The organism is Limnohabitans curvus (genome assembly GCF_003063475.1).
GTDB classification, from domain to species: Bacteria; Pseudomonadota; Gammaproteobacteria; order Burkholderiales; family Burkholderiaceae_C; genus Limnohabitans; species Limnohabitans curvus.
In genome coordinates this window covers 68,360-93,151 of the sequence record NZ_NESP01000002.1, presented here as the reverse complement: position 1 = coordinate 93,151, position 24,792 = coordinate 68,360, and the positions used below count along the sequence as shown (strand labels likewise).

Annotated in this window: 17 protein-coding genes and 1 pseudogene; 9 read left to right on the top strand and 9 right to left on the bottom strand. The window is 50.4% G+C overall.

All coding sequences use genetic code 11. The features are described from left to right. Positions 1-213: 213 nt before the first annotated feature. Together B9Z44_RS14730 and B9Z44_RS14725 are read right to left on the bottom strand one after the other, a co-directional pair. A complete protein-coding gene (locus B9Z44_RS14730) occupies positions 214-567 on the bottom strand; it encodes a RidA family protein (RefSeq protein ID WP_108403017.1) in 354 nt (117 codons plus the stop codon). A 108-nt stretch (positions 568-675) separates the two neighbouring features. Continuing rightward, the gene (locus B9Z44_RS14725) at positions 676-2,079 is read right to left on the bottom strand and encodes a replication initiation protein (RefSeq protein WP_108403016.1); all 1,404 of its coding nucleotides are present in this window, start codon (positions 2,077-2,079) and stop codon (positions 676-678) included. A 1,386-nt stretch (positions 2,080-3,465) separates the two neighbouring features. Between B9Z44_RS14725 and B9Z44_RS14720 the strand changes: the two genes are divergently transcribed. Continuing rightward, positions 3,466-4,857 (top strand): SNIPE associated domain-containing protein, encoded by a 1,392-nt coding sequence (locus tag B9Z44_RS14720; RefSeq protein WP_108403015.1) that lies wholly within the window; start codon positions 3,466-3,468, stop codon positions 4,855-4,857. A 374-nt stretch (positions 4,858-5,231) separates the two neighbouring features. On the opposite strand, the gene dnaB is transcribed toward B9Z44_RS14720, so the two are convergent. Both dnaB and B9Z44_RS14710 read right to left on the bottom strand, forming a co-directional pair. Further along, positions 5,232-6,608: a replicative DNA helicase gene (dnaB, locus tag B9Z44_RS14715; RefSeq protein WP_108403063.1), complete on the bottom strand. Its 1,377-nt coding sequence runs from the start codon at positions 6,606-6,608 to the stop codon at positions 5,232-5,234. A 44-nt stretch (positions 6,609-6,652) separates the two neighbouring features. After that, the gene (locus B9Z44_RS14710) at positions 6,653-8,158 is read right to left on the bottom strand and encodes a replication initiation protein (protein WP_108403014.1); all 1,506 of its coding nucleotides are present in this window, start codon (positions 8,156-8,158) and stop codon (positions 6,653-6,655) included. 601 nt (positions 8,159-8,759) lie between these two features. On the opposite strand from B9Z44_RS14710, the gene B9Z44_RS14705 reads away from it, so the two are divergent. After that, complete coding sequence (locus B9Z44_RS14705; protein WP_170108522.1) at positions 8,760-9,944, top strand: AAA family ATPase; 1,185 nt, start codon at positions 8,760-8,762, stop codon at positions 9,942-9,944. Next, complete coding sequence (locus tag B9Z44_RS14700; RefSeq protein WP_108403012.1) at positions 9,941-10,918, top strand: ParB/RepB/Spo0J family partition protein; 978 nt, start codon at positions 9,941-9,943, stop codon at positions 10,916-10,918. Before B9Z44_RS14705 ends, B9Z44_RS14700 begins: the two co-directional genes overlap by 4 nt. Positions 10,919-12,351: 1,433 nt before the next feature. Here the strand turns inward: B9Z44_RS14700 and B9Z44_RS14695 are convergent. Beyond that, a complete protein-coding gene (locus tag B9Z44_RS14695; protein WP_146180644.1) occupies positions 12,352-14,106 on the bottom strand; it encodes a phage integrase family protein in 1,755 nt (584 codons plus the stop codon). Between the two features lie 494 nt (positions 14,107-14,600). On the opposite strand from B9Z44_RS14695, the gene B9Z44_RS14690 reads away from it, so the two are divergent. Together B9Z44_RS14690 and B9Z44_RS15500 are read left to right on the top strand one after the other, a co-directional pair. Beyond that, complete coding sequence (locus B9Z44_RS14690) at positions 14,601-15,176, top strand: hypothetical protein (RefSeq protein WP_108403010.1); 576 nt, start codon at positions 14,601-14,603, stop codon at positions 15,174-15,176. A 162-nt stretch (positions 15,177-15,338) separates the two neighbouring features. Continuing rightward, positions 15,339-15,509: an HNH endonuclease gene (locus B9Z44_RS15500; protein WP_108403009.1), complete on the top strand. Its 171-nt coding sequence runs from the start codon at positions 15,339-15,341 to the stop codon at positions 15,507-15,509. 20 nt (positions 15,510-15,529) lie between these two features. Here B9Z44_RS15500 and B9Z44_RS15100 read toward each other — a convergent pair whose 3' ends face one another. After that, on the bottom strand, positions 15,530-15,865 hold the full coding sequence (locus tag B9Z44_RS15100) for a hypothetical protein (RefSeq protein ID WP_146180643.1): 336 nt from the start codon (positions 15,863-15,865) through the stop codon (positions 15,530-15,532). Positions 15,866-16,173: 308 nt separating this feature from the next. Here B9Z44_RS15100 and B9Z44_RS14675 point away from each other — a divergent pair, with 308 nt between their 5' ends. After that, on the top strand, positions 16,174-16,578 hold the full coding sequence (locus B9Z44_RS14675) for a hypothetical protein (protein ID WP_245912849.1): 405 nt from the start codon (positions 16,174-16,176) through the stop codon (positions 16,576-16,578). A gap of 490 nt (positions 16,579-17,068) precedes the next feature. Beyond that, on the top strand, positions 17,069-17,527 hold the full coding sequence (locus B9Z44_RS14670) for a type II toxin-antitoxin system PemK/MazF family toxin (protein ID WP_108403007.1): 459 nt from the start codon (positions 17,069-17,071) through the stop codon (positions 17,525-17,527). A 533-nt stretch (positions 17,528-18,060) separates the two neighbouring features. Here the strand turns inward: B9Z44_RS14670 and B9Z44_RS14665 are convergent. Next, the gene (locus tag B9Z44_RS14665; protein ID WP_170108520.1) at positions 18,061-21,198 is read right to left on the bottom strand and encodes an AAA family ATPase; all 3,138 of its coding nucleotides are present in this window, start codon (positions 21,196-21,198) and stop codon (positions 18,061-18,063) included. A 1-nt stretch (position 21,199) separates the two neighbouring features. Beyond that, a complete protein-coding gene (locus tag B9Z44_RS14660) occupies positions 21,200-22,957 on the bottom strand; it encodes a hypothetical protein (RefSeq protein WP_108403005.1) in 1,758 nt (585 codons plus the stop codon). 331 nt (positions 22,958-23,288) lie between these two features. Here B9Z44_RS14660 and B9Z44_RS15495 point away from each other — a divergent pair, with 331 nt between their 5' ends. Both B9Z44_RS15495 and B9Z44_RS14650 read left to right on the top strand, forming a co-directional pair. Beyond that, positions 23,289-23,360, top strand: coding sequence for a DUF4113 domain-containing protein (locus B9Z44_RS15495; RefSeq protein WP_425437206.1), 72 nt, complete (start codon positions 23,289-23,291; stop codon positions 23,358-23,360). Between the two features lie 267 nt (positions 23,361-23,627). Then, a complete protein-coding gene (locus tag B9Z44_RS14650) occupies positions 23,628-24,221 on the top strand; it encodes a hypothetical protein (RefSeq protein WP_108403003.1) in 594 nt (197 codons plus the stop codon). A gap of 145 nt (positions 24,222-24,366) precedes the next feature. Here the strand turns inward: B9Z44_RS14650 and B9Z44_RS14645 are convergent. Beyond that, positions 24,367-24,600, bottom strand: a pseudogene (locus B9Z44_RS14645) (tyrosine-type recombinase/integrase); the annotation flags it as partial. Positions 24,601-24,792 lie beyond the last annotated feature (192 nt).

The following is a 24,792-nucleotide window of genomic DNA, read 5'->3' as shown; positions in this document are numbered from 1 at the left end:
TTCACCAGGGAATCTAATATTTTCAGTCATGGCTTACATATTACCCACGAAAGCATGTATTTGCAAGTCACGGCTTGCAATATTCGCAAGCATCGGTAAACAGATGGCCGCTAATTATTCGTAACGACTTAGACGGAGAATGCGCCTACTGCGCTCTGTTATTAATCAAGTTAGGGGGCGATTCAACCAACTTTCGCCTGTAGAAATATTTCTTTAGAGCGCCGCCGTGACAAGAATCTCGACCTTCCAATTCTTGTCAGCTAAGTTTGCTTGAATTGTTGCCCTTGCGGGGGGACTCAATGGCGAAACCCACTCGTCCCATGCCTGGTTCATTCCCTCAAATTCATTGATATCTTTTAAGAAAACCTGAACTTGAAGAAGTCTTGTTTTATTTGTACCAAGCCTGCCTAGTACATTGTCAATTTCACTCAGCACATCTTGGGTTTGTCCCACAATGTCCTTTGTAGTATCCGTTGGCACTTGCCCAGCAAGATACGCTACACCCTGATAACACACAGCTTCCGACATTCTCAGGGTAGGCTCTAACCTGGTTATTTGTTTATTCATTTACTTTTCTTAAAAATTTCATAAAGCGCCAATCCTGCATCGTGCGTTTTAAGCAAATCCTGAACTTCAAATGAGCCACGCAAAAGCTACATATCTACAATAGCAGTTCTATTGTTTGCCACTGTCTTCTGTCTTGATGAAGTTCAAAGCGAACCGGAACAAGACGTCATCATTCGGTGTCTTCCACCCTTCTCCAAAATAGTGTTCTGCTAGGCTTGTTTTCATTAGGCTTCTCACTGACGTTGCTTGGAATCCCTTCTGCTCGTAGAGTCGTTTTGTTGATTCAGGGCCTTTGTCAAGGACTTGCATCACAAACTGCTCGACCAAGAATGTCTTGTCGCTATCGTTGCTCTCTTGATACAACTCCCAAGCGGCTTGTAGTCGATTAGCGCGGTACTGTTCTAGAAGTTCAATACGCTTTTGTTTTTCGCGCGCTTGTTCTTTCTGTTTATCTATAAGCGCTCCAGTTTGTGCGTCAGTCGGATGGTTTTCCAGCACTTTTTCTAAATATTGTTTTGGCTTCTCAACAGAGCGTAAGCCAGGCTTAGCTATACGCTCGGCCAGAACATCAAGGCCCTTCGAAAGGGTGTTTTCTCCATGTTCATCAAAAAACAACTCCGCCTGTTTTTGTGTAATGCCAAGTGCGATGGCACGGCCAATTTCTTTGAGCCCACTTTCAGTATTGACATTTTGCAATGGGGGCTTGTAGTTCTTCTTTCGGGAGGCCCTGAATTGAAGGTCAACAACTTTCGCGCCTGCCTTGTAAGTGATTAGCTCCACATCCACTGTTGTCTTACTGTTAATTTCGTTTATTGCTTTCTTCACGTAATCTCGGTTGAAAACCTTGAACTCCAATACGCTGTTAACACTGTTCCAATTTCCCGTAAGGACAGGACGCCACCATTCCCAGTTACGACGGGGGGTCAATCCGGTTGCACTACTTAAATAACGAGTCACGATGTCATAAAGGGCCAATCCTGCATGCGTTTTAAGCAAGTCTTGAACTTCAAGGGAGCCACGTGCAAAGGGAAATGGATTAAGAATTTCAGTTCTAACTTTTGGAGAATATGACCATTCCAGTTTGCTACCTGAACGATTGCTCATGATTTCCGCATGAGCAATCATCCCGCTTACACCCCAATTTGAGCCCTCCCCCGCTGTTGGCGACTGCCAGGCAATCGCCGTGGTCGTCATCGAAGTCAAGGCTTCACGAATTAGCTTCATATTACGACTGTTGTAGTTCATTTTTTTGAGCACCTCGGCAAGTGGAGCTTGGAAACTTTCTTGCCCAATTTGCCAACCTTGGCGCTGTGCAAACCACATCAAAGTGAAATAAAGCTTGCGTTCAATGACATTTATTCGCCCTCCTTCAGCTGGCGTCATAGCCAACGTATCAACAGGTTTCTTCAAAACATTTCTAGAAGTAGCCAGAATGCTTTGTTGTTGTTCCCCCTCCTCCTTTACTACTTCCAAATAACTCATTTCCAGGTCGAGATTAATACATTGGTACATGAATTATTTTAGAGTAAGTTAGTCCGAATTAACAGTACCTCTTGGTGCACAAATTCACACACTTCTGCTGCATCTGACTCGCTCTACATCACTATTACGTAACAGTGGGATGCGCTGCAAAATTAGTACTTTTAAAATGCAAAATACGTTATTTAATTAATTCGTTAATTATGATAATTGTTAAATTGTGATTTTTGAACGTAAATTTTCAGTGCACATATCCACTCACCTTGTTGCACAAATCTTCTCACCATATTGCACATAAACACTCACTTTGTTGCACAAATCTTCACACTAAACCCCACATATCCACACACCTAGATTACCTTAACCTATTGATACATAACGGTTTTTATGGCCCTTAATCTTGTAAAGACTTTGTTAGATTAATTGTTAAGTTTCTTAAGCTCAGGATTGAAATAGTCAAAATGATCTGCTGCGTCACTGCCCTGTCAAGGTAATAGCAGTAAGTCTGCAAATTCTTAAAAATTGTGGATTCAAAGACCATCGTTGCCAAAGCGGCAGATTAAGTCAGCTCACTTTTTGCAAGTAATGGTCCAAATATGGCTGCCTGAAGGCCTCAGACGCCTCTAGACTGCGAGATCTGCAATCCGAGAACCCCGAGCAGCCTATTTACACATTCATGCGCTCAGGAGCGTTTTCAGAGTAAAGCACTAGCCCCACATTTCAAACGCGAGGAGATCGGAAAGATGATCCAAAAACATCCCACGATTGGACAGACCAAAGAAGGACACCTCCTTAATCAGAGGGCGCCTAAATTAGCAAGCCATTGCGCAAGTTGTGCATGAGCGAGCCACTTATGGTTGCCCTTTGCATGCCAAAGTTCTGTTGATGGCGTTCCAGTCACAACTTGCTAAAGAAGCCAACTACGCCTTCTCTACCACCATTGCCAGCAATGGCTAAGAGAGGTGCCGGAAATTGCACCAATAGCAGAAGATCTGTTTCATGCAATTGATTTGAATTGCAAACACTGGCGCTATCCATCGCCAGAGTGGCGAATGAAGGTCGTGATTTTTTCACGTGGGCGACCAACTTAGCATTCTCATGAAAAAGGGGAGAATTAATCGCCCCTCGCTATTCGGTAGCTGTCGCCCTCTACGCAAAAGCACTTTACCAATCGCTTGAATGTTGACCTAGTCTAAAAACGGACTTCTTTGTAGCGGTTGCTGCCGATTAACGTCAACAGTGCTGATGACTACTTTGGGCCACATGCAGTCACTGGCGAAAGACCGGTTCGGACGAGCCAAATTACGTTCAAAAAACTAACAGCTTCGACAGGTGCGAGTGTCGATGCCAATTCAGTGGCATCGACTGAAACTTTCAGCCCAGATATAGTCATCTCAATAGGAAGAAAGTGGAGGAACGATGGCACTCAGCGACTTCTGGAATGGAACAAAGCACCGGACCCGGGCCGAAAGACTAGAGCAAGATCTGAAGGCTTCGCAGTCGTCTGCCGACGAACTTCGAAAGCGCTGTGAGGTGCTGGAAGCCCAACAGCAGCAAAGTGGCCTACTGAGCTTGGCCGAAATCAAAGACCTAGTCAAAATGGAGGAAGACCGTCTGGCTCAGACCGAGGAGCATGTGACTGCGGCTCAGGCTGAAGTGGACGCAGCCCTTCGAAATTTGAATGACATCCGTAAGGCAATCCTAGTTGCAGAGGACACGGTAGAGCTGGAATCGTTCGCGTTGTATGTGCCCAAGTATCAATTCACCAACAGCGCCGACTACAAGGGCCAGCTGGATGTAATACGTGAGGAGCAGAAAGAGTCCGCCCGTCGATTGAGCAAGGAAGTCGAAAGCTGGGACCATTCCGGGGTCACGCTGACGAAGACTGAGTGGAAGCAGTTGCGCAAGGACGTCCTCAAGCTCTCGCTGCGCGCCTTTAACAGCGAGTGCGAGAACTGCATCGACAACGTTAAGTTCAACAATTTAGACCGCATGGAGGAGCGCATTCGCCGATCCTTCGACGCCTGCAACAAACTGCTAAAGCGGACGGAGTGCTGGTGGATGGAAGTGGTCCTTCAGCGCAAGTTGGCAGAGCTGCACCTAGCTCACGAATTTCAAGTGAAGCGTGCTGAGGAGAAGGAGATGGCGCGTCAGACTCGCGAGGACCAGCGTGAGCAGGAGAAGCTGAAGCGTGAAATCCGCGAAGCACGCGCCAAGATCGACAAGGAGCGTCGGCACTTTGCCAGTGTGATTCAGAAGTTACAACTTCGGTTGGCAAGCGTCCAGGACGACCATGAGCGTGGGGAACTGCAGGCACGCCTTATCGAACTGATGCAACAAAACGGGGCGCTTGACGAAGAAGAGCGCCTCTTGGATTACCGCGAGCAGAACGCTCGAGCCGGCTACGTATACGTGATCTCGAACATCGGCGCGTTCGGCGAAGGCGTCTACAAAATCGGAATGACACGACGTCTCGAGCCGATGGATCGAGTCGACGAACTAGGGGACGCCTCGGTACCATTCCGGTTCGACGTGCACGCGCTGGTGTTCTCCGACAACGCACCGGCGCTCGAGGTAAAACTGCACGCGCACTTTGCAGAAGGGCGCATGAACAAGGTCAACGGGCGTAAAGAATTCTTCCGCGCCGACCTTAAAGAGATCGAAGCGGTGATTCGTGCAAACTACGACGCAATGGTTGAAGTGGTGCACGCGGCGGCAGCGGAGCAGTACCGCGAGAGCCTTCGGATGGTCATGCCAGCGGAGTCCATCCAAGCGGCGGAACTGGCCGTGGCCTCAGACGCCCGCGGTTGAGCTTTTGGTTACCTGCGGAATCAGTAATGCTTGGCGTCATATTTTCGGAGATAAAGCACCTGGCGCGCAGCGGGCCATTGAACCTTAAGATCCGCTCGAGCTAATCTCTGATCGGCAGGTTAAAGGCGTCCAGTCCAAGCAACCCGACGGCTGGAATGGGTCGATAGCTGTCAATGGGAGCCCCCAATTAATTCACAGTTCAATGGTCACAACGATTGGACTAGTTGGTCACGTAGCTGGACTTACTGGTTAACATCACTGGAATACGCAACGGGCATCAACCACAAGCGGATTTATCACGTGATGCAATAAAGCATGAAGACAAAGTTGCCATTAAGCAAAGCAACGCGCGTTGGTGTTCATTTGGATTAGCGTTAAACATCAACGGACCCTAGCGATTCAAATTTTGTGATCGCACTTAGAAATGCCAACTTAATTTTCCCAACAGGACCACTTCTTTGTTTTGCAATGATTAACTCTGCAATACCAGGTTCTTTGGATTCCTTGTTGTAGTAGTCATCTCGGTAAATGAACATGATCACATCTGCATCTTGTTCAATCGCACCCGACTCGCGTAAATCACTCATCAGAGGACGCTTATCGGTCCGCTCCTCAACTTTGCGACTTAGTTGAGATAACGCAATGATTGGACAGTCCAACTCTTTCGCTAGAGCTTTCAACCCCCGAGTGATTTCTGCCAATTCATAAGCCCTGTTTTCAGCGCCACGCCCTTCCCCACCTCCAACCATAAGTTGAAGATAGTCAACCACTATCAAAGCGAGCCCGCCGGTTTGACGTGCAAGACGTCTAGAACTCGCTCTGAGCTGATTAGAGCTAAGCGCTGGCGTTCCATCTATGTGAAATGGTGCACGCGCTAAGCGCTCACTCGCCTCAGCAAATCTTGACCACTCATCGTCTGTCAGCTTACCAGTGCGCAATCGCGATTGATCAATGCGACTAACAGATCCTGTGGAACGGATCGTTAATTGTTGTTCTCCCATTTCCATCGAGAACACGACGACTGGTTTATGTTCATTCAATGCAACATGCTCAGCGATGTTGATGGCTAATGCAGTTTTGCCCATGCTTGGACGTGCCGCCAAGATGATTAAGTCACCGCCTTGCAAGCCGGAGGTAATGGAGTCAAGACCATGTAGGCCTGTCGATAAACCTGTGATCTCATCGCCTCGATCCGCCATTTTTTGCACGTGATCAATCAACTCAGGAATGAGCACGGACATGGGGCGAGGCCCCTGTTTCATCCGTGAACCTTCTTCTCCAATTTTGAAGATTTTTTGTTCGGCTTCGTCTAAGATCAGATCCACTGCGCGACCTTGGGTGTTCATCGCATTGCTAACGATCTCGTCACCTGCGGCCGTTAGCTTTCTAAGGATCGCACGTTCGCGCACGATTTCTGCATATCGACGAATATTGCCGGCACTTGGGACGTATTGCGCCAAGGCATTTAGATAGCCTAGACCTCCAACTTCTTCACCCTTGTCAAGTGCCTGCAAGTGCTCATAAACTGTTATTACATCCGCAGGACGGCTGTGACTAACCAATTCACCTATGGCTAAGTAAACCAATTTGTGCTCATGTCTGTAGAAATCACTGTACACAAGTACATCAGCAACATGGTCCCACGCACTGTTATCTAAAAGCAACCCACCTAAGACGCTGGACTCAGCCTCTACTGAGTGTGGCGGTACTCTGAGATTTGAGTAATCGATTTGCGAACTTGGCTCAGACATGTTTTTATCTTTGTTTTGTTGGTGGATTTCACTGGGTTGAGATTTCAAATATCGGCAACAATTTCGCCAGCTGTGTTGCTTGTAGAGATAGCCGCTGTTGTAATATTTTTATGTTTCCAGTTGGGGCCAAAATTTTCATAGGCATATAACGCCAAAGCTTCTGTCCCAAGCATTCCGGGCGTCCAACTGCCCTCCTCTATGCGCTCTAACTCTTTTGGAGTCACGTTCTGCCCTTTTTTGGTCAATTCTTGTTTTGCTCTCGTCAAAAAGGATTTGATTACTTGCTTTGGTTCTTTCTTAAGCTGGTTAAGAATTTCTTTACGAACTTCAGCTTCTTGCTTGATTTGTTCCGTTTCTAAATCAACTGATTGTTTTGTAATCTGGACGAAGCCCACACTTGAAATCGCCTCTTCGGTTTGACTAGACGCTAAATAGTCTAGGGGCAATGGTTTTTGATTTCCATTTTCTAAGCAGGTTTTTAGGAACGCGTAATTGCTACGCAATGGCGCAAGTGACGTGTTTCCTATGCGAGTGCGTAGTGTGAGTAACTGGACCTTAAAACTAGGCTCACCAAACTCTTTGAGCAACTTTAAGATTTTGGTTTCATTGATTCCGAGATCTTTACCTTCTTCGATCAGTTCAGCATCGAATTCTTGAACTTTTTCACCTGATTTGTCTTTTTGTTTTTTTGCAATCGTGAAGTAACAGCTCTGTGCTGCTTTGTTTTCCTCAAGCGTTAGATGTATGTCTGTCAATGAATTGATTTCTATGATGGCAGGCCCAATTGTTTCGCTTTTAAATTTACGCCACTCGCGCCGTGTTTCACCGAGCGGCTTGCCTGTTAATGAGGCCTGCCACCAATCATTGGGCTTCTCCCCTGTTCTATTGATACCTTTAAATTTCGAACAAATTTCATAAAGAGCCAATGATGTGTACGTTCCTAGTGCACTGATGGCCTCTAAGTTTATGTAGACATATTGCCGGTCAACTCCCGTATCTTTTGAGTTGAGCATTTCAAAATATTCGTAGACCTCACTGGCAAAAGACCAGCGAACAAAATACCTATCTTTGTCGTCAGTCATCAAACGACAACTTGCAAGCATGTGCATGAAGCCAAAGTCTGCACTTTGTTCTAAAAATTTCTGCTTCTTCGTTTTTTTGATCGAGCCGTCGATTTGCAATGGCTCGGTGTTTGCCGAGTTATTGGGACTTTCAAACTTAACTTTCCAGTGCTCCAGCTCTGCTATGTACTTCTTCACAATTTCATAGGAGCCACTCTTGATGCCTACCTTCTGCATAAGTTCTGAAAGATGGCACTCCATTGCCTCTGAAGCTTTATGAATTCCAAAACGCTCAATACGCTGTTGTGTATGCGCAAGCATGGCGTTATAGAGCTTTCTTGCGACAAGCGAGATTGTGTATCCAGGTGCTGGCCTCATCACGATAAGCTGGTGATGCTTTTTAAAGCCGACTTGGCCTAAGTTCGAGTAATTTCCAAACGGAACAGCGTCTTGTTCAATATGGTCTAAAGTCATTGGTTTTGGCTTCATTGTCCGAACTCCATTCGGACGGGACTGTACCACAACGATTGTTTTGTCCAAAGCACTTCGGACATATCGAGATTTGCGATCCCGTAGTTAATGACTCTAATTTACTGGACATTTTTGCGTGAACCTCATCGGATGTCTTCACAGCTAAACGCATCTGATTGAGCTTCCACAACCAGTTTTTATGCTGCTATGTTTCTATGAACCGACAACAATTCGTTTTTTGGTTTAAAAAGATGTCCAGCTTTGTAGAGTCTAGAAAGCTGGACATTTGACTCTCTAAGCCTGGACACGCGTGTCTAGAATAATGGACAACGACTCTATAAAGGTGGACATTTCTAAGCTAACGATCATCGTAACCTATTGAATTTAAACAGCTTATTGAGCGTTGCGACTTTCCTAAATATTTAAACTATGAAGTAAATTAATCTAAATAATCTCTGCACCAACAGCCCTTCTTTTAGATGCGTTGCTCTGAATTCTTGATGAGATCTTTCAGGTAATGACTACAAAACGCAATAAATGAGACCTGTCGTTAAAAACGTGTCGTTTCTTAAAACTGTGTTCTACAATGAGAACTAGTTTAACGTTGATTGGAAATGCTATGTCAGAGCAAGCCATTTTTAAGAAAGTCACTTTAAGTGACATTACCGCACGCGCAACGCGCAATGAACAAGTGCAGGCCAGAGTTCGCGAGGTCGTATTAGCTCCTAAGAACAAAAAGCCATCTCCCAGGTTTGGAACTGCTGATGTCATGTCGATTTGCGGACTTACGACAGGGACACTTCGCAGCCTGATCGCGTCGGGTGAACTACCTGGTGGTGAATTGGTGGGTGCTCGTCGTGAGTGGAGTCTTTCGGACCTTCAAACTTGGGCACGCGCCACCCGTCCTGATGCTTTCCGACCAGAAGGTGCCGATGCGATTGTGTTGACCGTCGCAAACTTCAAAGGCGGCGTTTCTAAAACAACCACCGCTGTTTCTCTCGCTCAGGGCTTGAGCATGCGTGGGCACAAGGTTTTATTGATCGACCTCGACCCCCAAGGGAGCGCAAGTACTTTGGCAGGATTGCTGCCTGTTGAGGTGTCATATGACATGACGGTCGCCCCTATTTTTGACGGCTCCAATGACAGTATTGAATCCTCGATTGTTGAGACATACTGGTCTGGACTTTCTCTTGTTGCGGCTAACGCGCAGTTATCTGGCGCAGAGTTTTATTTGCCTGCGCGCCAAAAAGCTGATCCAGGCTTTGAATTCTGGAGAGCGCTTGATTACGCGCTTGACCCGATTCGTCAACAATTCGATGTCATCATCATTGATACCCCACCCTCTCTAAGTTACACCACAATTAATGGCTTGATTGCTGCTGATGGTGTGTTGATGCCCTGCCCCCCATCTGCACTGGACTACAACTCTTCATGCGAATTTTGGAAGTTGTTGTCAGATTTCGCTGGGACGCTTTATGAAAATGCAACAAAAGAGAAAGAGTTTTACTTTTTCGATATCGTGCTTACACGTGTTGACAACAAAGTCAGCTCTACGTCCCTGGTTCGAGAATGGTTTAAGGCGGCTAATGGCGATATTTTGTTGCCTGTCGAAATACTTGAAACGGCAGCCTCTAAGAACTCATCTGCTGAACTTGGAACAATCTACGATGCTGCCAAGACAAGTATGTCATCGCGCACTTATGACAGAGCTAAGTTGGCCTATGACCAGCTCACAGAACTGATGGAAAACAAAATCCAACATTGCTGGCATGACCAATTACGTGCAATGGGAGAGAAGAAATGAAAAGCAAATTCAAAGGAATTGACTGGACTGCTCCTGCCGCTAGCACAGAAGTAAGTACTCCCGTAACCAAGCACAATCCATCTACCGCTCCTGGCGCTGAGTTTCAACGCGTTGCTGACACACGTAGTCAGATGCTCAAAGAAAATGAGTCCTTAAAAGCGCAAGTGGAACTCTGGAATGGCGCGGTCCCAACACGCAAAATCCCAACAAACTTGATTCTTCGTAGTAAGTACGCAAATCGTCACGAAACAAATTTTGAGAGCGTGGAGTTTGCAAGTCTGCGTGAAGAAATCAAAAGTGCTGGCGGGAATGTCCAGCCAATTAAAGTACGTCCGATAGAGGGCGGCAGATTCGAAGTGATTTTCGGTCACCGTCGCCTTGAAGCGTGCAAACAAAACAAGCTTGATGTTTTGGCGATCGTTGAAGATCTTGATGATCAAGCGCTCTTTGTTGAGATGGACCGCGAAAACCGAAGTCGTAAAGATCTTTCACCTTGGGAGCAGGGTGTGATGTATCAGCGCGCGATTCAGGAGGGTTTGTTCCCATCGATCAGAAAATTGGCTGAAGCTCTGGGCGTCGACCATGGCAATGTCAGCAAATCCCTGACCCTTGCTGAGCTACCCAATGAATTGGTCGATGCTTTCGCATCACCTTTGGACTTGCAGTATCGCTGGGCTAAACCTTTGCGCGAAGCGTATTTGGCCAACCCGGAGGCGAGTATTGCATCAGCAAAGAAATTAGCTTCGATGAGTCCTAAACCGACGCCTGCAGCGGTATTTGCAACCCTAATATCTATAGATGTTGCGAAACCCAAAACTGCAGCTAAGGCTACAAAAATTACCGCAGGCAAAAGGGCCGTTGCCACAATTACCCAGGGTAAAACGGGTTCAACGGAGGTTCATTTTCAAATGCAACTTTCCGACAGCAAGATAAAAGTCCTTACCAAATTCATCCAAGAATTAATGAATGATTGAGTTTTTAACGTAATGCGAAGGGGTGCTGTACCGTACACCACCCCTTTTTCGTTTGAGACTAGAAAAGATCAGTCTCCAAATTTTGATTCGGTCCAATTTTTTGTCTTCATATGTTGGCCTGAAAGTGTCGTTCTCTTGGCTTCAGGTGAAAAAAGACCGTTGCTCTATGCCCAGCACAGGAATGATGCTAGGGTGGTGTACGGTACACCACCTCTTTTTTGCCTGAGGCCAGTAATTACCAGCTTCCTAACTTTGACTCGAAACAACACTTCGGCCACTGATATTGGCCTGGAAGTGCCGTGTTCTCCAATGCATTGAATCGCCTTAAAGAGTCTTCAAATCGAGTGCTGTATTCGTCTTGCCCTGTGGCAGTACAACATATGACAAGGTGCACTTTTCTCGGCTTCAGTTGAGAACAGGGCTGCAGATGTGTGTCTGGCACACGAATGTTTCTAGGGTGGTGTACCGTACACCACCCCCTTTTTTGCCTGAGACTGGAAAATGTGAGCTTGCGAATTTTGCTTCGAGTCAACGATTCTTACTCTGTTGTTGGCTTGAAGGTGCTGTCCACTCCAATGCTCTGAAACCTATTTAAGTGACTTCAATTGTTTGCCATATTCGATTTTTAGCGTGACAGTGCAACATAAGACAACTCGCAGCGTTCAGTGCTTTTGTTGAAAACACGACCCCAGACCCGTGTCTGGCGCACGAATGATGCTGGGGTGGTGTACGGTACACCACCCCTTTTTTCGGCTGAAGCTAGAAAGTATGAGCTTGCGCTTTTTGCTTCCGGCCAGCGCTTCTTGCCCTGATGTTGGCCCAAAAGTGCTGTGTTCTTCAATGTACAGAAGACCGTTTAAGCGTCTTCAAATGGATTGCCATATTCGACTTCCAACGTGACAGAGCAACATATGACAGGTCGCAGTGTTCTTGGCTTTAGGTGAAAACACGACCGCAGATCAATGTCTGATACACGAACGATTCAGGGGGTAGTGTACGGTACACCATCTCGATTTTTACCCTGAACTAGGAGATATGAGCTTCTGAATTTTTGCTTGTGGCCAACGCATTCAAGCGCGGTTAAGCGGCGTCAAAAGGATTGCTGTTCCGTGCAGCACAGCATAAGACAAGTCACAATCATGTCGGCTTTAGGTTAAAAATGAGCTCAGATCTATGTCTGGCGGACGAATAATTCGGGGGTGGTGTACCCGTACACCACCCCATCTCCGGCGCAATGATCTGATGCGCAAGGGGCGCTTAGTGTGCGTCTGTTGGGAGGGGTAAGCGATTTCGTCGGATGCTAGGCGGGCGGGAGAATCACCGTGCTAGGTCGCCAATTGCTTATATCTCAGGTGCGGCAGTTCTTGCGCGCTGGTATGTCCAAGAGGGGGAAGGGAGGGGTGTTCAGCTCTTTATCCGCCATTCCATGGGCATTAGCGAGCTTCAAATACTTTGGAGGACTCGTCCAAAATTCTCTTCTGTTCCGCTTGTACATAAATGGATGTGGTGGCCAAACTGACGTGCCCAAGAATTTTTTGAAGTACGTCGTGAGGAAGCCCCTGGGCGATGGTCGTCGTCCCAAAAGTGTGTCTAAAAGCATGGGCGCTTGTTTGTTTCAGCTTGATGATTTCTTGGGGCGAGAAGTGACCCGAGTCTGCGATTTTTCCAAGGGTCGAAACCACAAGTGTGGCAAGGCCGCCAATGCTGTACCCAATAGATCCGTCTTTATGTCTCTCTTGGGCTATTGGTGTTCTTGGGATTCGAAGCGGACGAAGAATGGGTGAGCTTGATTCGGGCGTACTCGCGGGGGAGGGGAGTCCATGGTTGTCTAGATCATCCCAGTGCGCTTGTATTGCTTCATATGTCCGCAAGCTAACTGGGACCATTCGCCATTTGCTTCGTTTTCCGAGCACATCCAGTCTCCAAAGCTCAGGGTTATCGGTCGGTCGAAGTTTGCTGGACAAGGCTCTCGCTGCTTCACTTCGACGAAGGCCGGATTCACCCATTAAAAGAATCGCCGCCCTGGCGGTTCGCAGCTGGCTGGCAAATTGATCCGCGCATAAATCGTTCAGATGAGCAATTGTCTTTTCCCATAGGGAGGAGGGGAGGGCCCTGTCGATTTGCATCGGGAGTAGTGCTTGTTCTGTGGATGGGTCACGAACGGCTATCCAAGGATTGCCGCCCAAGTAGCGGACGTTCACAAGCCAGACGAAAGCTGTTCGAATAATCTGTATGGCTTGCTTTTGGGAATTGGGGGAAAGTTGGCCTGCAAAGGGCTTCCAGCGAGCGGTGAAGCGCCCCTGGCGCGGCCCGACAAGTGCTGGGTCTGGGTTGGCGATGAAGTCCTTGTAGGCTTCGCAGTCGTCGACGAGCATTGAGGAGAGGGCGGTTTTCCTGACTAATACACACCAAAGAACGAGCCGTTCGAGTTCTCGTTGGTAGGCTCTGAATGTGTGGGCTTGGTGGCGGAATTTCCCGAGATATGCGTGGACAGCCTCTAGGTCATTTCTGGCACGAATGAAGCAAAACGCGTTCGCCCGATTGCGTCCATCATGTCCGTCCAGATTGGAGGGCAGGGTGGCGATTCGCTCAAGGGGGAGGGGGCTTGTTGTGAGCTCACTTTTGTGACTTTGGTGGATGTCATCTTCAGCGATTGTCAGCTGCGTGTGAGGGGCGATGGCTGTGTCTTCGTTCTTGTTTAGCCATCGTTCGATGACTCGTGCGCGCTGCTCGCCAATTCTAGGAACGGGGCGCCACCAGGTTGGGCCTCGTTGCTCTATGAATAGCTTCAAGTCTGCGAGTGTTCGAAGGCTCTCCCCGAGCAGGACCTTTGCGGTGCCGGGGCGGAACCATTGAGCGACTCGATCGCTTGGCACTGGGCGGCTGGGTCTTGCGTCTGCCGCTTTGACTAGCGTGTCTAGGATTCCTACGGTGATAGCGCCGCCGGTTCGCGCGCGCGCAAGTCCTTCCGCGAGAAATGGATTACAGACGATGGCGCGTTCTATGAGGTCATGCCTCATGCGTGTCAGGAATTTCTCGAGTCCGAAACGTATTTGCGGTGCGTCATCGGTGTAGTAAATCCTCTCGATGCGTTCAATTGGAATGCGCTGAACCCATGCGCGCAAGGCGGTGAAGTCGGCCCTTGTGTATGTCTGGGCTTTGAATATGACGTCGCTGTTTTGTGCCAAAGCCAGTCTCCATGCGGTTTTATGAACGATCGACACGCCAGATTGGGCTATTTGACAGTATAAATCATTGTACGATAATAGACATTATCGTACAAGACAGATGGATCCGACGAAAGGTTAGGGCGGTGGTTTTCGCTCACACAACTAAAGTTGATGCTACTTTCCAACTTTTAGGGTTCAATAAATAGTGACAAAACAGGTGATTTCTTGTCCGTGCCTTTCTGGAGTTATTGATAGATTCATATATGAAGACAGCCCAGAGGGGCTCGTTCTGAGCCTTCCATGCAAGTGACAAACGCATAAGTGCTTGATTTTGCTTGAGATTTCGGAAATCGATGCTATGTTTTTCCGTACCATACGGTTTTCCGTATCATCTGTCGCTAAGTGTTGACACTTGTAGGATCTTGACGTTAATTCTCGAATCGCCTCCTCCAAAGGCGTCTGCAGTTGTTGTCTAAGCCCTTGATTTCATTGGGTAGCCACTGACACTATTTGTGGAACCCTACGGAAACCAAATTTTTGCCCGTCTGGAGCCTGTTTTGCCATCAGTCATTAATCGCAGCTTATTTTTGTGTGCCTTGCTCTCCGCCGCGCTTTGCCGCTCTGTGTTGGCGCAGCCTTCACCAGCAGATGGCCCGCTTTTGGTCTACGCAGAAACACCCATCACCGTCGAAACACTTAAGCGTACCTATGGTGAATCGGTTGTCACAAAAGTTGGTCCTGGGTTATGGGTGGTGGATAAGCGGCTGCGGCTTGGTGAGTGGTTTGACTCCTTCAGCTACAAGGAAAATGAGCGCGGGGAAATGGTTGAAATGACTGGCTTTGCGATGGGAAAGTGTGAAAGCGTGCTTCAGACGTACTTTCAGACCCTGGCCCCTATTCAGAACGGCCAGCGCGGCAGGCCCCTACAGACAACTGCCTACTCCGATAGCGTAAGGATCGATGTGCCTCCTACACCTGACCACCCGATTGCTCGGTTTGGAGGGCAGTCTGTTGGGCTGAGCTTTGACAAACGACATCCCTCTGCTCCTTGCATGATGACCTGGACATTCAAGAGAAAGGACGCGTGAGTGGATGGGGTGAGACGCGTGTAAGCGTGGCCGTTCAATTTGGCGATTGCGCTTAGTCTGCGAGGCTGTTCCAAGAGCTAAACCTTGTAGGATGTTGAAAATTTTGCCAATAAAACCCAAAAACCCAAAAACCCAAACAAGGCCGCAAAGCAAATCGTTCAGATGGTTAACTATGAGCGCCAAAAGGGCGTTTGCCCTGCATGTGAAAAGAATTATGCGATTGGCGAAATGGAGGCAGATCACATCATCCCTTGGAGTAAGGGTGGAAAGACAACCATCGAAAACTGCCAAATGCTTTGTCGGCTGGATAACCGGACGAAGAGTGGTAAGTAGGCCTTTGGTCGATGGAGCGGTCATAGGGCATACCCAGTCTTAACTTCTAGATGTTTTTTTATATCTTTAAATTCTTGGGCGATGCTGGTCCCTAAGTCTGCTGAAACTAGGCGGGCATGTTCTGTAAGCAGTAACCGTATGACCTTGCTTGCTCGCAAAGTAAATGCGTTGGGCGTTCCCAATCCGACTGCAAACGAATCAAAATCTTCTGCCCCCCAAGATTCATGACCCGGAGGTAGGGAGAAAATTTGCCCTGATGAAATCAGCATGCAGGAGGGGTGACCGGAAACCATTTGTTGTGGGATGTGTTCGACGCCGTGGAGATTGCCTAGGAAGTTCATGATTCGATTTTTCATTTGACGCCTCTTGTTTGATTAGCGAATGGTTCGGATCTTTCGGTTGCTGCTGTCAGAAGTAAAAACGGTTCCGTTTGTTCCTATGGCGATACCAGTGAGTGGGAATGCAAACTTGGCGGTGCTTGCGGGGCCATCTGATGAGCCGGACGAAGACGTTCCTGCAATTTGCGCTGTGATGAAGGGTGATGCGGTGCTCATCTGGATAGAGTTTTCCAAGAACTTATATGTTTTGGCGCGCAGAGAGTCAGTGAAGTAAATGTCACCATTCGCGGCGCTTGTCAGTCCGCCGACGAAAGTTGGGGTGGCGAATGTGTAGCCAGTTACACGGGTGCCCGGTCATCCATGAGTTGAATGAGAAGACGAAAGATGGACGCCCCGCAGAAGAGTTTCTATGCGCCCAAGCGATTGACGCACATACAGCCGTCAAGCATTGGGTTCGCAACATTGAACGTCAGCCGAAGTTCTCGTTCTGGTTGCCAACTTCGACGGACTACTTTTATTCCGACTTCGTTGCCGAGCTGAACGATGGTCGCTTTCTTGTCGTTGAATACAAAGGCGCAAACCTCAAGACCAACGACGATTCACGCGAGAAAGATCAAATCGGCCACCAATGGGAGAAAGCCAGCCGGGGTCGCTGCCTATTCTTGATGGCCGTCGCGAAAGACGATGAAGGGCGTGACGTTTTCAAACAGATCGAGGCGAAGCTGAAATAAAAATTCTTGATCTAGTTGAATTTCACCAAAAAAACCATTAAACTCCATTTATACTCATTTAAACCACATTAAAGTGGTCATTTTGGAGGCTAATGGTGGCTAATGAACTTTACTCAAAAATAGTGGCTGGCGAGATTCAACTACTCACAGCCGAGGATATCTGTGGCCGTCTGGGTGTTTCGCGCACAACATTTGACCGCTGGGTGAGAAATTCCTCAACACGGACAGAGGGGGGTCTAGGCGCTATAGCTCGTCAAGGTCTTCCATTACCAACAACTACAGGATTTCAGCGCACAGTTGGAATAGGCCTATCTGACGCGTCAGGGGGCATTGGCGCTTTGGGTGCTGCACTAAGTGATGGGGCGTTGAACATGGCAGAGGGGAAAATTGAATTTCCTCTGCCGGATGTTCGTATTGGTCGAAGTCCTCGCTGGACATTTGAAACTGTCGTAGCCTGGCTCGAAAAAAACTCAACACTCTAAAGTGACACATGCCAATTAATTTCAGCCCTAAAGTCGGGCAAGTCCTTGAGTGCAATTTCGGTGAATACACACTCGACGCCAATGGCCAGCCGACCAATGCGCCCGATCACCACATACCGCCAGAAATGATTAAAAACCGCCTGGTGGTCGTGCTGAATGGAAAAGTGTCTGGTACTTCGTGCTTGGTGGTTCCGTTATCAACAACACACGATCTACAAAAGACACACAAAGGCTGGCACGTCGAAATACCGGAGGGCGAAATACCAGAGTTGAAATACTTTGTGCAAAGCGTCCGATGGGCGAAAGCCGACATGGTGCAACAAGTCAGCAGGCTGCGACTTAACCGTCCTAGAACGAACCACGGTCGCGACGAGACAAAAATTCCGTTTGAGAGTGTTGACAAGATTCAGCGGGCCGTTATCAAGGCCATCAGCGCAGCTAGTTTGCTGCCTGCTATAAACACCTAAGCTAGAAAGGCGAAAGCCCAGCATAGCTGGGCTTCGCGGGTCCCTCAAGGGGAAAATACACAATGGCCTCTAAGGGCAACAGCCGAATAATATCACATACGTGAAGTTTTTCAACCGTTTGTTGAAACCACTAATGGTTGAAAGGTCAAAACAAAGGAACGTTTAAGGGGTGCTTTTGCACCCCGTTAGGTGCCGCCCATGAGTCCTAACGCATGCAGCAAGACTTAAGGTAGCAATGGGTCTGAGTTCTGCATACACATTTCAATAATCACGACTGACTTACAGGCTGGTAGCGGAAGTTCACCAGAGACTGCTTGCTGGCACCTCATTGCTCGACAACTGAGCCCTGACGAACGCGAGCGAGGACTCCGGCTTATTGACGCCTTTGCCCTTGCGCACACAGCTGGACGGTGAAAGAAATCAACAACCTTCACGCGCGGACCCGGCACCTCCGATAGCACCGCCGAACTATCTTGACGCCCAGCCGCGGCCTTGCACTGCGCTGCGTCTAGCAACGCGCCCCGCAAAGGGCGTCAGCCTGCCGCAGCGGCTTGCTCAACCTGCGGGCTGCGCACCAGACTGATGGTCTTAAAGGACTCTCCCAGGAAGCTGAACTTCTTTGAAAACAGAGATGCCACTCGTGTGTCTGCGGTGGCAAAGAAGATTTGCCGACCCGAGTTCACAGCCAAGTCGCGCAGGTAGTCAAGGAAAGACAGCGCGTTGAGGTCGTCGATGTGCGCGATAGGGTCGTCGATGAGCAGGACCGGAGGCGCCGACTCGGCCGTTCGATTCCTGGCAAGGAAAATGGACAAAGCAAATGCTGCGCGCTGCCCGGTGCTGACCTGGTCCAGCGTGCGGGGGTCATGACCATCCGCGGTCCGAAGAAGAACACTCGGGTTACCGACGTACTCGTACTCTCGCGGCGAGTGGATGCGCGAGAACACTTCATTGATTTGGTCACCGATGGCATCAAGCGCCTCCCTCGTTGCGTTCTCCAGAGAAGCGTTTTCAATGAGGTCATCCAATACCTTGCCGGCTTCTAGGAGCGCCCTCTCCTCGCTGCGATGCTTCCCTAGGCTGAGATTCCAGTCCTGAATCTTCTTCGGCAGGTCCCGCTGCTCTGCCGATCTCTCCGAATCGCTACGCGACGCTTCGTCAGCGTGCTTGAACGCGGAGGCCACGGCTGCGATGCGTGCCTGAACCTCGACGAGCGGATTATCGTCGTCGACAGCAAGGTAGGAACGAAGCCCAGCAGCATTGGTTGTAGCAGCAAGGAACTCGTCTTGCAGCGCAACAAGCGACGCGAAGGTGCCGCTTGGCTCGACGCGCGTCACCCAGCCGTCAACGACGACAGACCGCGCGAAGCCCCGGATGGATTCAACAAAACCTCCCATGTTGCTGCGGCACTCACCCAAAGCCTTTCGCGTCTCTTCCACTGCGTCCGACTGACACCGCCGCTCGCCCGACGCAATGTCGGCGGTGAGATTGCGTGATTCGAGCTCGAATAGCCCAGCGATTCGGTCCCACACCAAATCGGCTTCGTTGCTGGAGAAGCCCGCGTTGCCAAGGTCCTGCCCTTCCCTTTTGACGCGCTGCAGCTCCAGCTGCGCTTGATTGGCCCGCTCGCGCAGTCCAACCAGTTCTTCAAGGATCTCCTGGGCCGTGGTCCCCTTCAGCTGCAACTGCGCTGCAAACTTCTGACTGAGTTCAACAGCATCGGCCCATCGCCGTGCCTCGCTCGCCTCATCCCCCGCCAGGCGTAGAGACTCCGCAAGTCCCTTGACCTCCTCGGTGGTCTGCGGCCCTGAGGTGAGCTCCTCGATGAGGTGCATCAACGCGCCGCTGGCATGCACCGTGCGGCAGACCGGGCACACGTCCGCGCTCTCCGACGACTTGAGCGCTTCCTTCGCCGCGTCTTTCAGCTTCGCGGCCGCAGCAGCGCGGGCCGACGCGACCTTGCCGTGAAGGTCTAGGGCTTGCTGAGCGCGGGTGAACCTCGCGTGGGCAGCAGTGGCTGCTTCGCAAGCAGCCTGCTCGGCGGCTTGCAGTTGAAGAGTGGCGTACTGCGGCGGCACCTCGGGCAGATCGCCGGCGACCAGACCTCCAAGGCGTGTGGCCAGCTGTTCCGAGACTTCGCGGGCCGACTTGTATCGCCGGCGCACGTCATGAAAACCCGCGGACTCATACGCAATCCACCGGTCCAAGTTTTTGACGTTGGATTCAAGGGCCTCCATCTTCGAGACGAGTCGCTTCTCATGCTCGATGGTCTCAACGAGCTGCCTGTTTACTGGCTTTGCATTGCTGACTGCAGCTTCCAGTTGCGCCGAGCGATGCTCGACATCCTTGATGGTTCGCGCTGCGCCCCCAAGGGAGATCAACGCTTGCACGTGTGCCAGCGCGGCGAGAAGCCCCCGACCTTCCTTCGGCGTGGGCACGCCAGCCTCAACTAGCCTCTGCCAACCGAGGCCTGCAAGCGCGGCGCGATACGCGTCCGTCAGTGTTTTCGCCGTGGAGGGCTTGGCTTGAAGCTCCTTCAGCCGCCGCTCGAAAACGGTCAGCTCCGCCTGCAGCCCATCGGCGCGGCGCTGAGCCTTGTCCCAGGCCTTGTCGATGTCGGCGCGAATCTTTTGCAAGTAGTCGAACGTCGTAGCAACTGACGAGCCCACCAACAAGCGGCTCAACTCATTCGTGATGTCATCCGGCTTCAGGTTGCCGGACAGGCGATATGCGGCATCGGTGTCGAGGAAGTTGTAGAGCGAGAAGCTGTCAACGATGTCAGCAACGTTGTACTCCTTGCGGTTGTACCAAGCAAGATTTCGAGCCTTGATGCGAGGACCATCTGCTGTGGATGAGAGTTCGACGAGGCTTCCGCCCGCGCTTGGCTGCAGCTTTCCTTTGAGACGAACTGGCCCAACAGCAGTGCTTCTGCGGTTGTTTCCGCAGTAGAAATACTCGACAGCCTCGAGCAGAGATGTTTTCCCGCTTCCGTTCGCGCCTATGAGCAGCGTGACGTCACCGAAGTCATAGCTCTTTCCGTTGTGTATCGGCCGGAACGCAGCAATGTTCAGGCTGCGCAGCTTTGCCATTGCCAGCGGCATGTCGGAGGCGTTCAGCTCCTTCACCTGCTGCTTCCCGTTAGAAGCCGCGCCTGCTGCACGCTGGGAAATCTTCTCCACCACGGTAGTGCGAGGGGTAGGTGCGTCGAGCAATAGCTCGAGCCCAGCCGCTGACAGTCGTTGCCGCCAGTCCGTTAGCACGTCATATGTGCTGCCGTGCTCCGCTGCCTCGAATAGCTTTGGCCCTCCCAGCAGGGATTCGAGGTCGTCCTGCGAGATGACACGCTTACGCGCGTAGTCCTTGTCAGCCTCGATTGCAGCCTTTGCAGCAGCAAATTGAGGGTTCGACTTTGAGTTGGGGCCAGCGACGATGTAGAGGTACTTGTTCCAGCGCAAGTCGCCTGGTGCGTCAAAGAAGTCGTCAGCGAGGATGCGTTCCTGGAAGTCGCGCAGGTGGAGTGAGCGCTCCACCACTTCATCAGCGAAGTCCACGTAGGCAACAGCGTAGGTCTGCTCACCCAGCTTCTTCTCACCACGCACGACCGAATCGTCGACGTCATGAAGCCCAACCAGAAGGTGAGACAGCGCTTTACGCGAAGCTTGCATTTCAGGCATGTCACTGGCCCCCTGTGATGGACGCCATGCTGCTTCCATCGTATGTAATGTCAGTCTGCTGCTTGATGTCGGCGAACTTCGTGACGCCAGCGACCGTGCGATAGCAGATGGCCACGCGGTCTTTGTGGCCCTTGTTTTCTTTTCGCAGGAGCTCGAACGCGTTCTCGCCAATACGCTTGACTAAATCCATCGGCGGGTTATCGCCGAGGTAGGCTACCAGTGCGGGACGCGCACCAAACTTGATGACATTGGTGTTGGGAGAGTCGGGAGACCACGTTATCGAGGCATCGCCACCGGCAAGGTCCTTGATTTGCGGGGGCAATGTCTCCGTCTGAAGGATGTGTCCCAAGATCGCAACGCGGGTTATGCGTTTATGACGTTCCTCGGAGGCTGCGACGTCGCGGTCAAGATGAAGGGTGGCACGGGCTACGACTTCAGACTCTGGGATTCGGCACACGTCTAGGTTGTCCACGCGGTGCCATTGGTCCTTCATGCTGTGAGGACCACATGAAAGCGAGATGGCCCGCTCGATGTGCAGCCGCTTCGCGATGTTCTGCAGGTTTTGGAACGCTGCGGTGACTTCAGGGTTGGCGTTGATGACGTCGCTCCACCCGGTTTCCGGACAGCTCGTGCTTGCCAACCATGCATCAGCGTCGACGTCCCAGGCGAAGCGCGCATCTAGCTGTGGCCCGATGAGCACGTCATGGACCGCCGGGCCATCCTGCATGACTTTGGGAACAATCAGCGCGAAAACGGCCTCATCGTAGTGGAAGTGCAAGACGTGGCGCCGCTTCTCATGCCAGGTGTAGTACAGGCCCTTGGCCTCATTGTTGGCAACCTCGTCATCCTTCACTGAGCAGCGACGCTCGGGCACATACCACGCAGAACCGCTCTCGTTTTTCCAGGCGTTTGCGAGGGCAGGCGAGTCGTGTTGGACGACGTTGTGAGCCCAGTTTAAGCAGATGATGTCGCAGTCGGTCGCGCCCGGAGTGCGCCGGAAAACCTCATTGCGGTACCGCCGGTAGTCTGTGTGCTTGGGCTTCGGGTTCAGCTGGATATGGATGAGAACGGTTCTGTCCGATAACTTCTTGTTCGCATCAGCGTCCTCACCAAGGTCCAGCGCGTCCGAGCAGATGATTGTCGAAAGCTTGATGTAGCCGTCTTTGCCCTGGAACCGGTAAATGGCGCGGCCGCAGCGCAATTGCTTGTTCTCAAAGCCATGATCGTCGCGTGACGGCGCGGTCTTGAACTGGAACAAGACGACCCGCTTGAAGTTCTTGTCGGCGGCCCGGGTTACGAAGCAGTAGGCGACAGGGTCGAAGTAGTTGCCCTGAACTGCCGGAGTCGGGTCCTCTTCGTAGATGACGACGCAATGCCCGGCGCACTCCTCCTTGAAGCTGGCGAGCTGAACGGGCGTCATGCTTTCGCACCCAAGCACCCAGATAGCGCCCTCAGCGGGGAAGGGCCCACCCTGCGCCGCCTTCGCCAGCGAACTAACCGGAAGGAAGTACTCAGGTGTGACCACAAGCTGGTCGCCGCGCTCCGCAGCCATTGCAAGGAAGCTGTCCGCCCGGATGGCGGCGGCAGCCAGGTCTAGGTGGCCAATCCGCTTGGTGTCTGCGAAGATGGGCCCCGACGGCTGAAGAAGCAGCGCACGGTAGCTCTGATGCGTTGCCTGGAGCATCGCCAAATCGGGAGTCTCCAGACCCCGCAAAGCAAGAACATGCTCGACGTCACTGATGAATACAGGCACAGCCATATACCTCCGTATGGCGGTGTCCGCCCTTTTTGGGAAGATAGTAGCAAATTGTTGCTAACAACAGATTACGCCTGAGCGTCTGGAAGCCGCTTCCGGCGAAAAGCCTCTGGACAACTGGCGCTGGATCGCCAAGTCCTCGCGCAATGTCGCCGCTCGCAGATCACCTTCAACGCTGAGCGTCGGCTTCTGGTCTCTGAGTTGGTCGAGTCGATGGACCGCAAGCGCTGCAAAACAGACCCTGCATGGTGGCATCAAGCTGGGCGACATTTCACCCGTTGGTGTTGTGCAAGCTGATTTACTTGAGCCTGTGACGACCAGTGACACAAAGCTGATGCGTGCCATTGACGGACTAAACAGCCGCTTTGGTCGCGGCACTATCAAACTCAGCACAGGTGAATTTTGACCGCGAAAATGTTAAGGCCGCTGCAAGTGCAGGCTTCCCATCAGACTCACTTGGAAACACAGCACCCAACGAATTTGCAGAACTGCACTCGCTGATTTTGAAGCTTGGAAAAGGTAATGTTAAGCGTGGCATAAAGATAATTAGTACGTTTAAGTGTAGGTGACCATTTATGCGCATACTCTTAGAAATTGAAAACCTTGAATTTTCAGGCTTCCGTAGCATCGTCTGGCTTGCAAACAATTCACCTTAGACAAACAGCGCGCAATAATGACCACTCCCGCACAAAACACGATTCATCTTCTGTTGCCCTCGGAAGTGATTTCCAAATCCCTTGTTGAATACCGATTGATTGAAACTCGACTTCAACATTTTCTTGAATCAATTAAATTCTTTGTCGATCACATTGGCGTTGTCATTAACCCAGATGAGTCCTATTTCGCTTTTGCATCTGAGTCAGATGATCCGGTCGATGGATTTATCGTAGTGCCATCTTCGGCCTTGAATCAAAATTTATATCAGGGGTTGCTTCCTCCTTACGCACTTGTTCCAAACGTCGAAACAAAGATTGGCTCGGCGTTTTCTGAGTTCATGCAAGAACTCACAAGCATGCATCAAGATTGCTGTTTGGCATTGCTGGAGACGTTTCTCGACTTTGATAACGAAATCTCTTCCAAGTTGAGGGGCTCAATTCATCTACTAGAAGACAGCAGACTTGTTGCGAGCATCAATTACAAAAACGCTCCCGAGAGTGCAGTGCTTGAAATGATCAATGCGAAATGTATCAACATCACTCAATGCCGTATTAGTGGTGACATAGCTGAAAGTTTGGCTAAATCTACAGAAGCAAGCTATGGCTTCTAAACCATTCGGTCATTCGAAGCATTGCATCCAGGTTTCGACCGACAACAACACCTTATGGGCTAAATGTGCCCAAGCCCCGAAAATCGGACACTTTGTAAAGCCTCTGTAGAGCGGCGTGTGACGAACGGCGAATTCGTTCTGAACATCAACCGTTTAGCGTTCCGAAGGCCTCTCTCATTTGCCGTGCCCGCTTGGCCTGATCGGTGTGCAGGTACACCGAGGTAGTGGACACCGATGCATGGCGGAGGTTGTCTCTGACCGTGTTTAATTCAGCTCCCCGCGCCAACCCGTGCGTGGCGTGGGTGTGCCTCATCCAGTGGGGACTTGCCCGGCGCAACTTCTCAGCCGTTTTCGGAGACTCCGCCTCTTCCGCGTGCGCTTATCAAACAGCATGCGAACATACTCATGGCTAACGCGGGACGGACTTTCATAGGCTTCCTCTGGAGTCGTACTGAAGTAGTATTAAATATACGATAAGGCTGGATTATTTGGCCAGAAAGTAAATATAATTATTTACTTTGTGCCGATTAGTTCTTACGTGCGACATTAAAAGAGTGAGGGCACCTCGTAG

Bases quoted from the DNA above. Each gene is read 5' to 3' on its own strand.
- B9Z44_RS14730 (WP_108403017.1), bottom strand. From the start codon at position 567: ATGAATAAACAAATAACCAGGTTAGAGCCTACCCTGAGAATGTCGGAA.
- B9Z44_RS14725 (WP_108403016.1), bottom strand. From the start codon at position 2,079: ATGTACCAATGTATTAATCTCGACCTGGAAATGAGTTATTTGGAAGTA.
- B9Z44_RS14720 (WP_108403015.1), top strand. From the start codon at position 3,466: ATGGCACTCAGCGACTTCTGGAATGGAACAAAGCACCGGACCCGGGCC.
- dnaB (WP_108403063.1), bottom strand. From the start codon at position 6,608: ATGTCTGAGCCAAGTTCGCAAATCGATTACTCAAATCTCAGAGTACCG.
- B9Z44_RS14710 (WP_108403014.1), bottom strand. From the start codon at position 8,158: ATGAAGCCAAAACCAATGACTTTAGACCATATTGAACAAGACGCTGTT.
- B9Z44_RS14705 (WP_170108522.1), top strand. From the start codon at position 8,760: ATGTCAGAGCAAGCCATTTTTAAGAAAGTCACTTTAAGTGACATTACC.
- B9Z44_RS14700 (WP_108403012.1), top strand. From the start codon at position 9,941: ATGAAAAGCAAATTCAAAGGAATTGACTGGACTGCTCCTGCCGCTAGC.
- B9Z44_RS15500 (WP_108403009.1), top strand. From the start codon at position 15,339: ATGGTTAACTATGAGCGCCAAAAGGGCGTTTGCCCTGCATGTGAAAAG.
- B9Z44_RS15100 (WP_146180643.1), bottom strand. From the start codon at position 15,865: ATGAAAAATCGAATCATGAACTTCCTAGGCAATCTCCACGGCGTCGAA.
- B9Z44_RS14675 (WP_245912849.1), top strand. From the start codon at position 16,174: ATGTGTAGCCAGTTACACGGGTGCCCGGTCATCCATGAGTTGAATGAG.
- B9Z44_RS14670 (WP_108403007.1), top strand. From the start codon at position 17,069: ATGCCAATTAATTTCAGCCCTAAAGTCGGGCAAGTCCTTGAGTGCAAT.
- B9Z44_RS14665 (WP_170108520.1), bottom strand. From the start codon at position 21,198: ATGCCTGAAATGCAAGCTTCGCGTAAAGCGCTGTCTCACCTTCTGGTT.
- B9Z44_RS14660 (WP_108403005.1), bottom strand. From the start codon at position 22,957: ATGGCTGTGCCTGTATTCATCAGTGACGTCGAGCATGTTCTTGCTTTG.
- B9Z44_RS14650 (WP_108403003.1), top strand. From the start codon at position 23,628: ATGACCACTCCCGCACAAAACACGATTCATCTTCTGTTGCCCTCGGAA.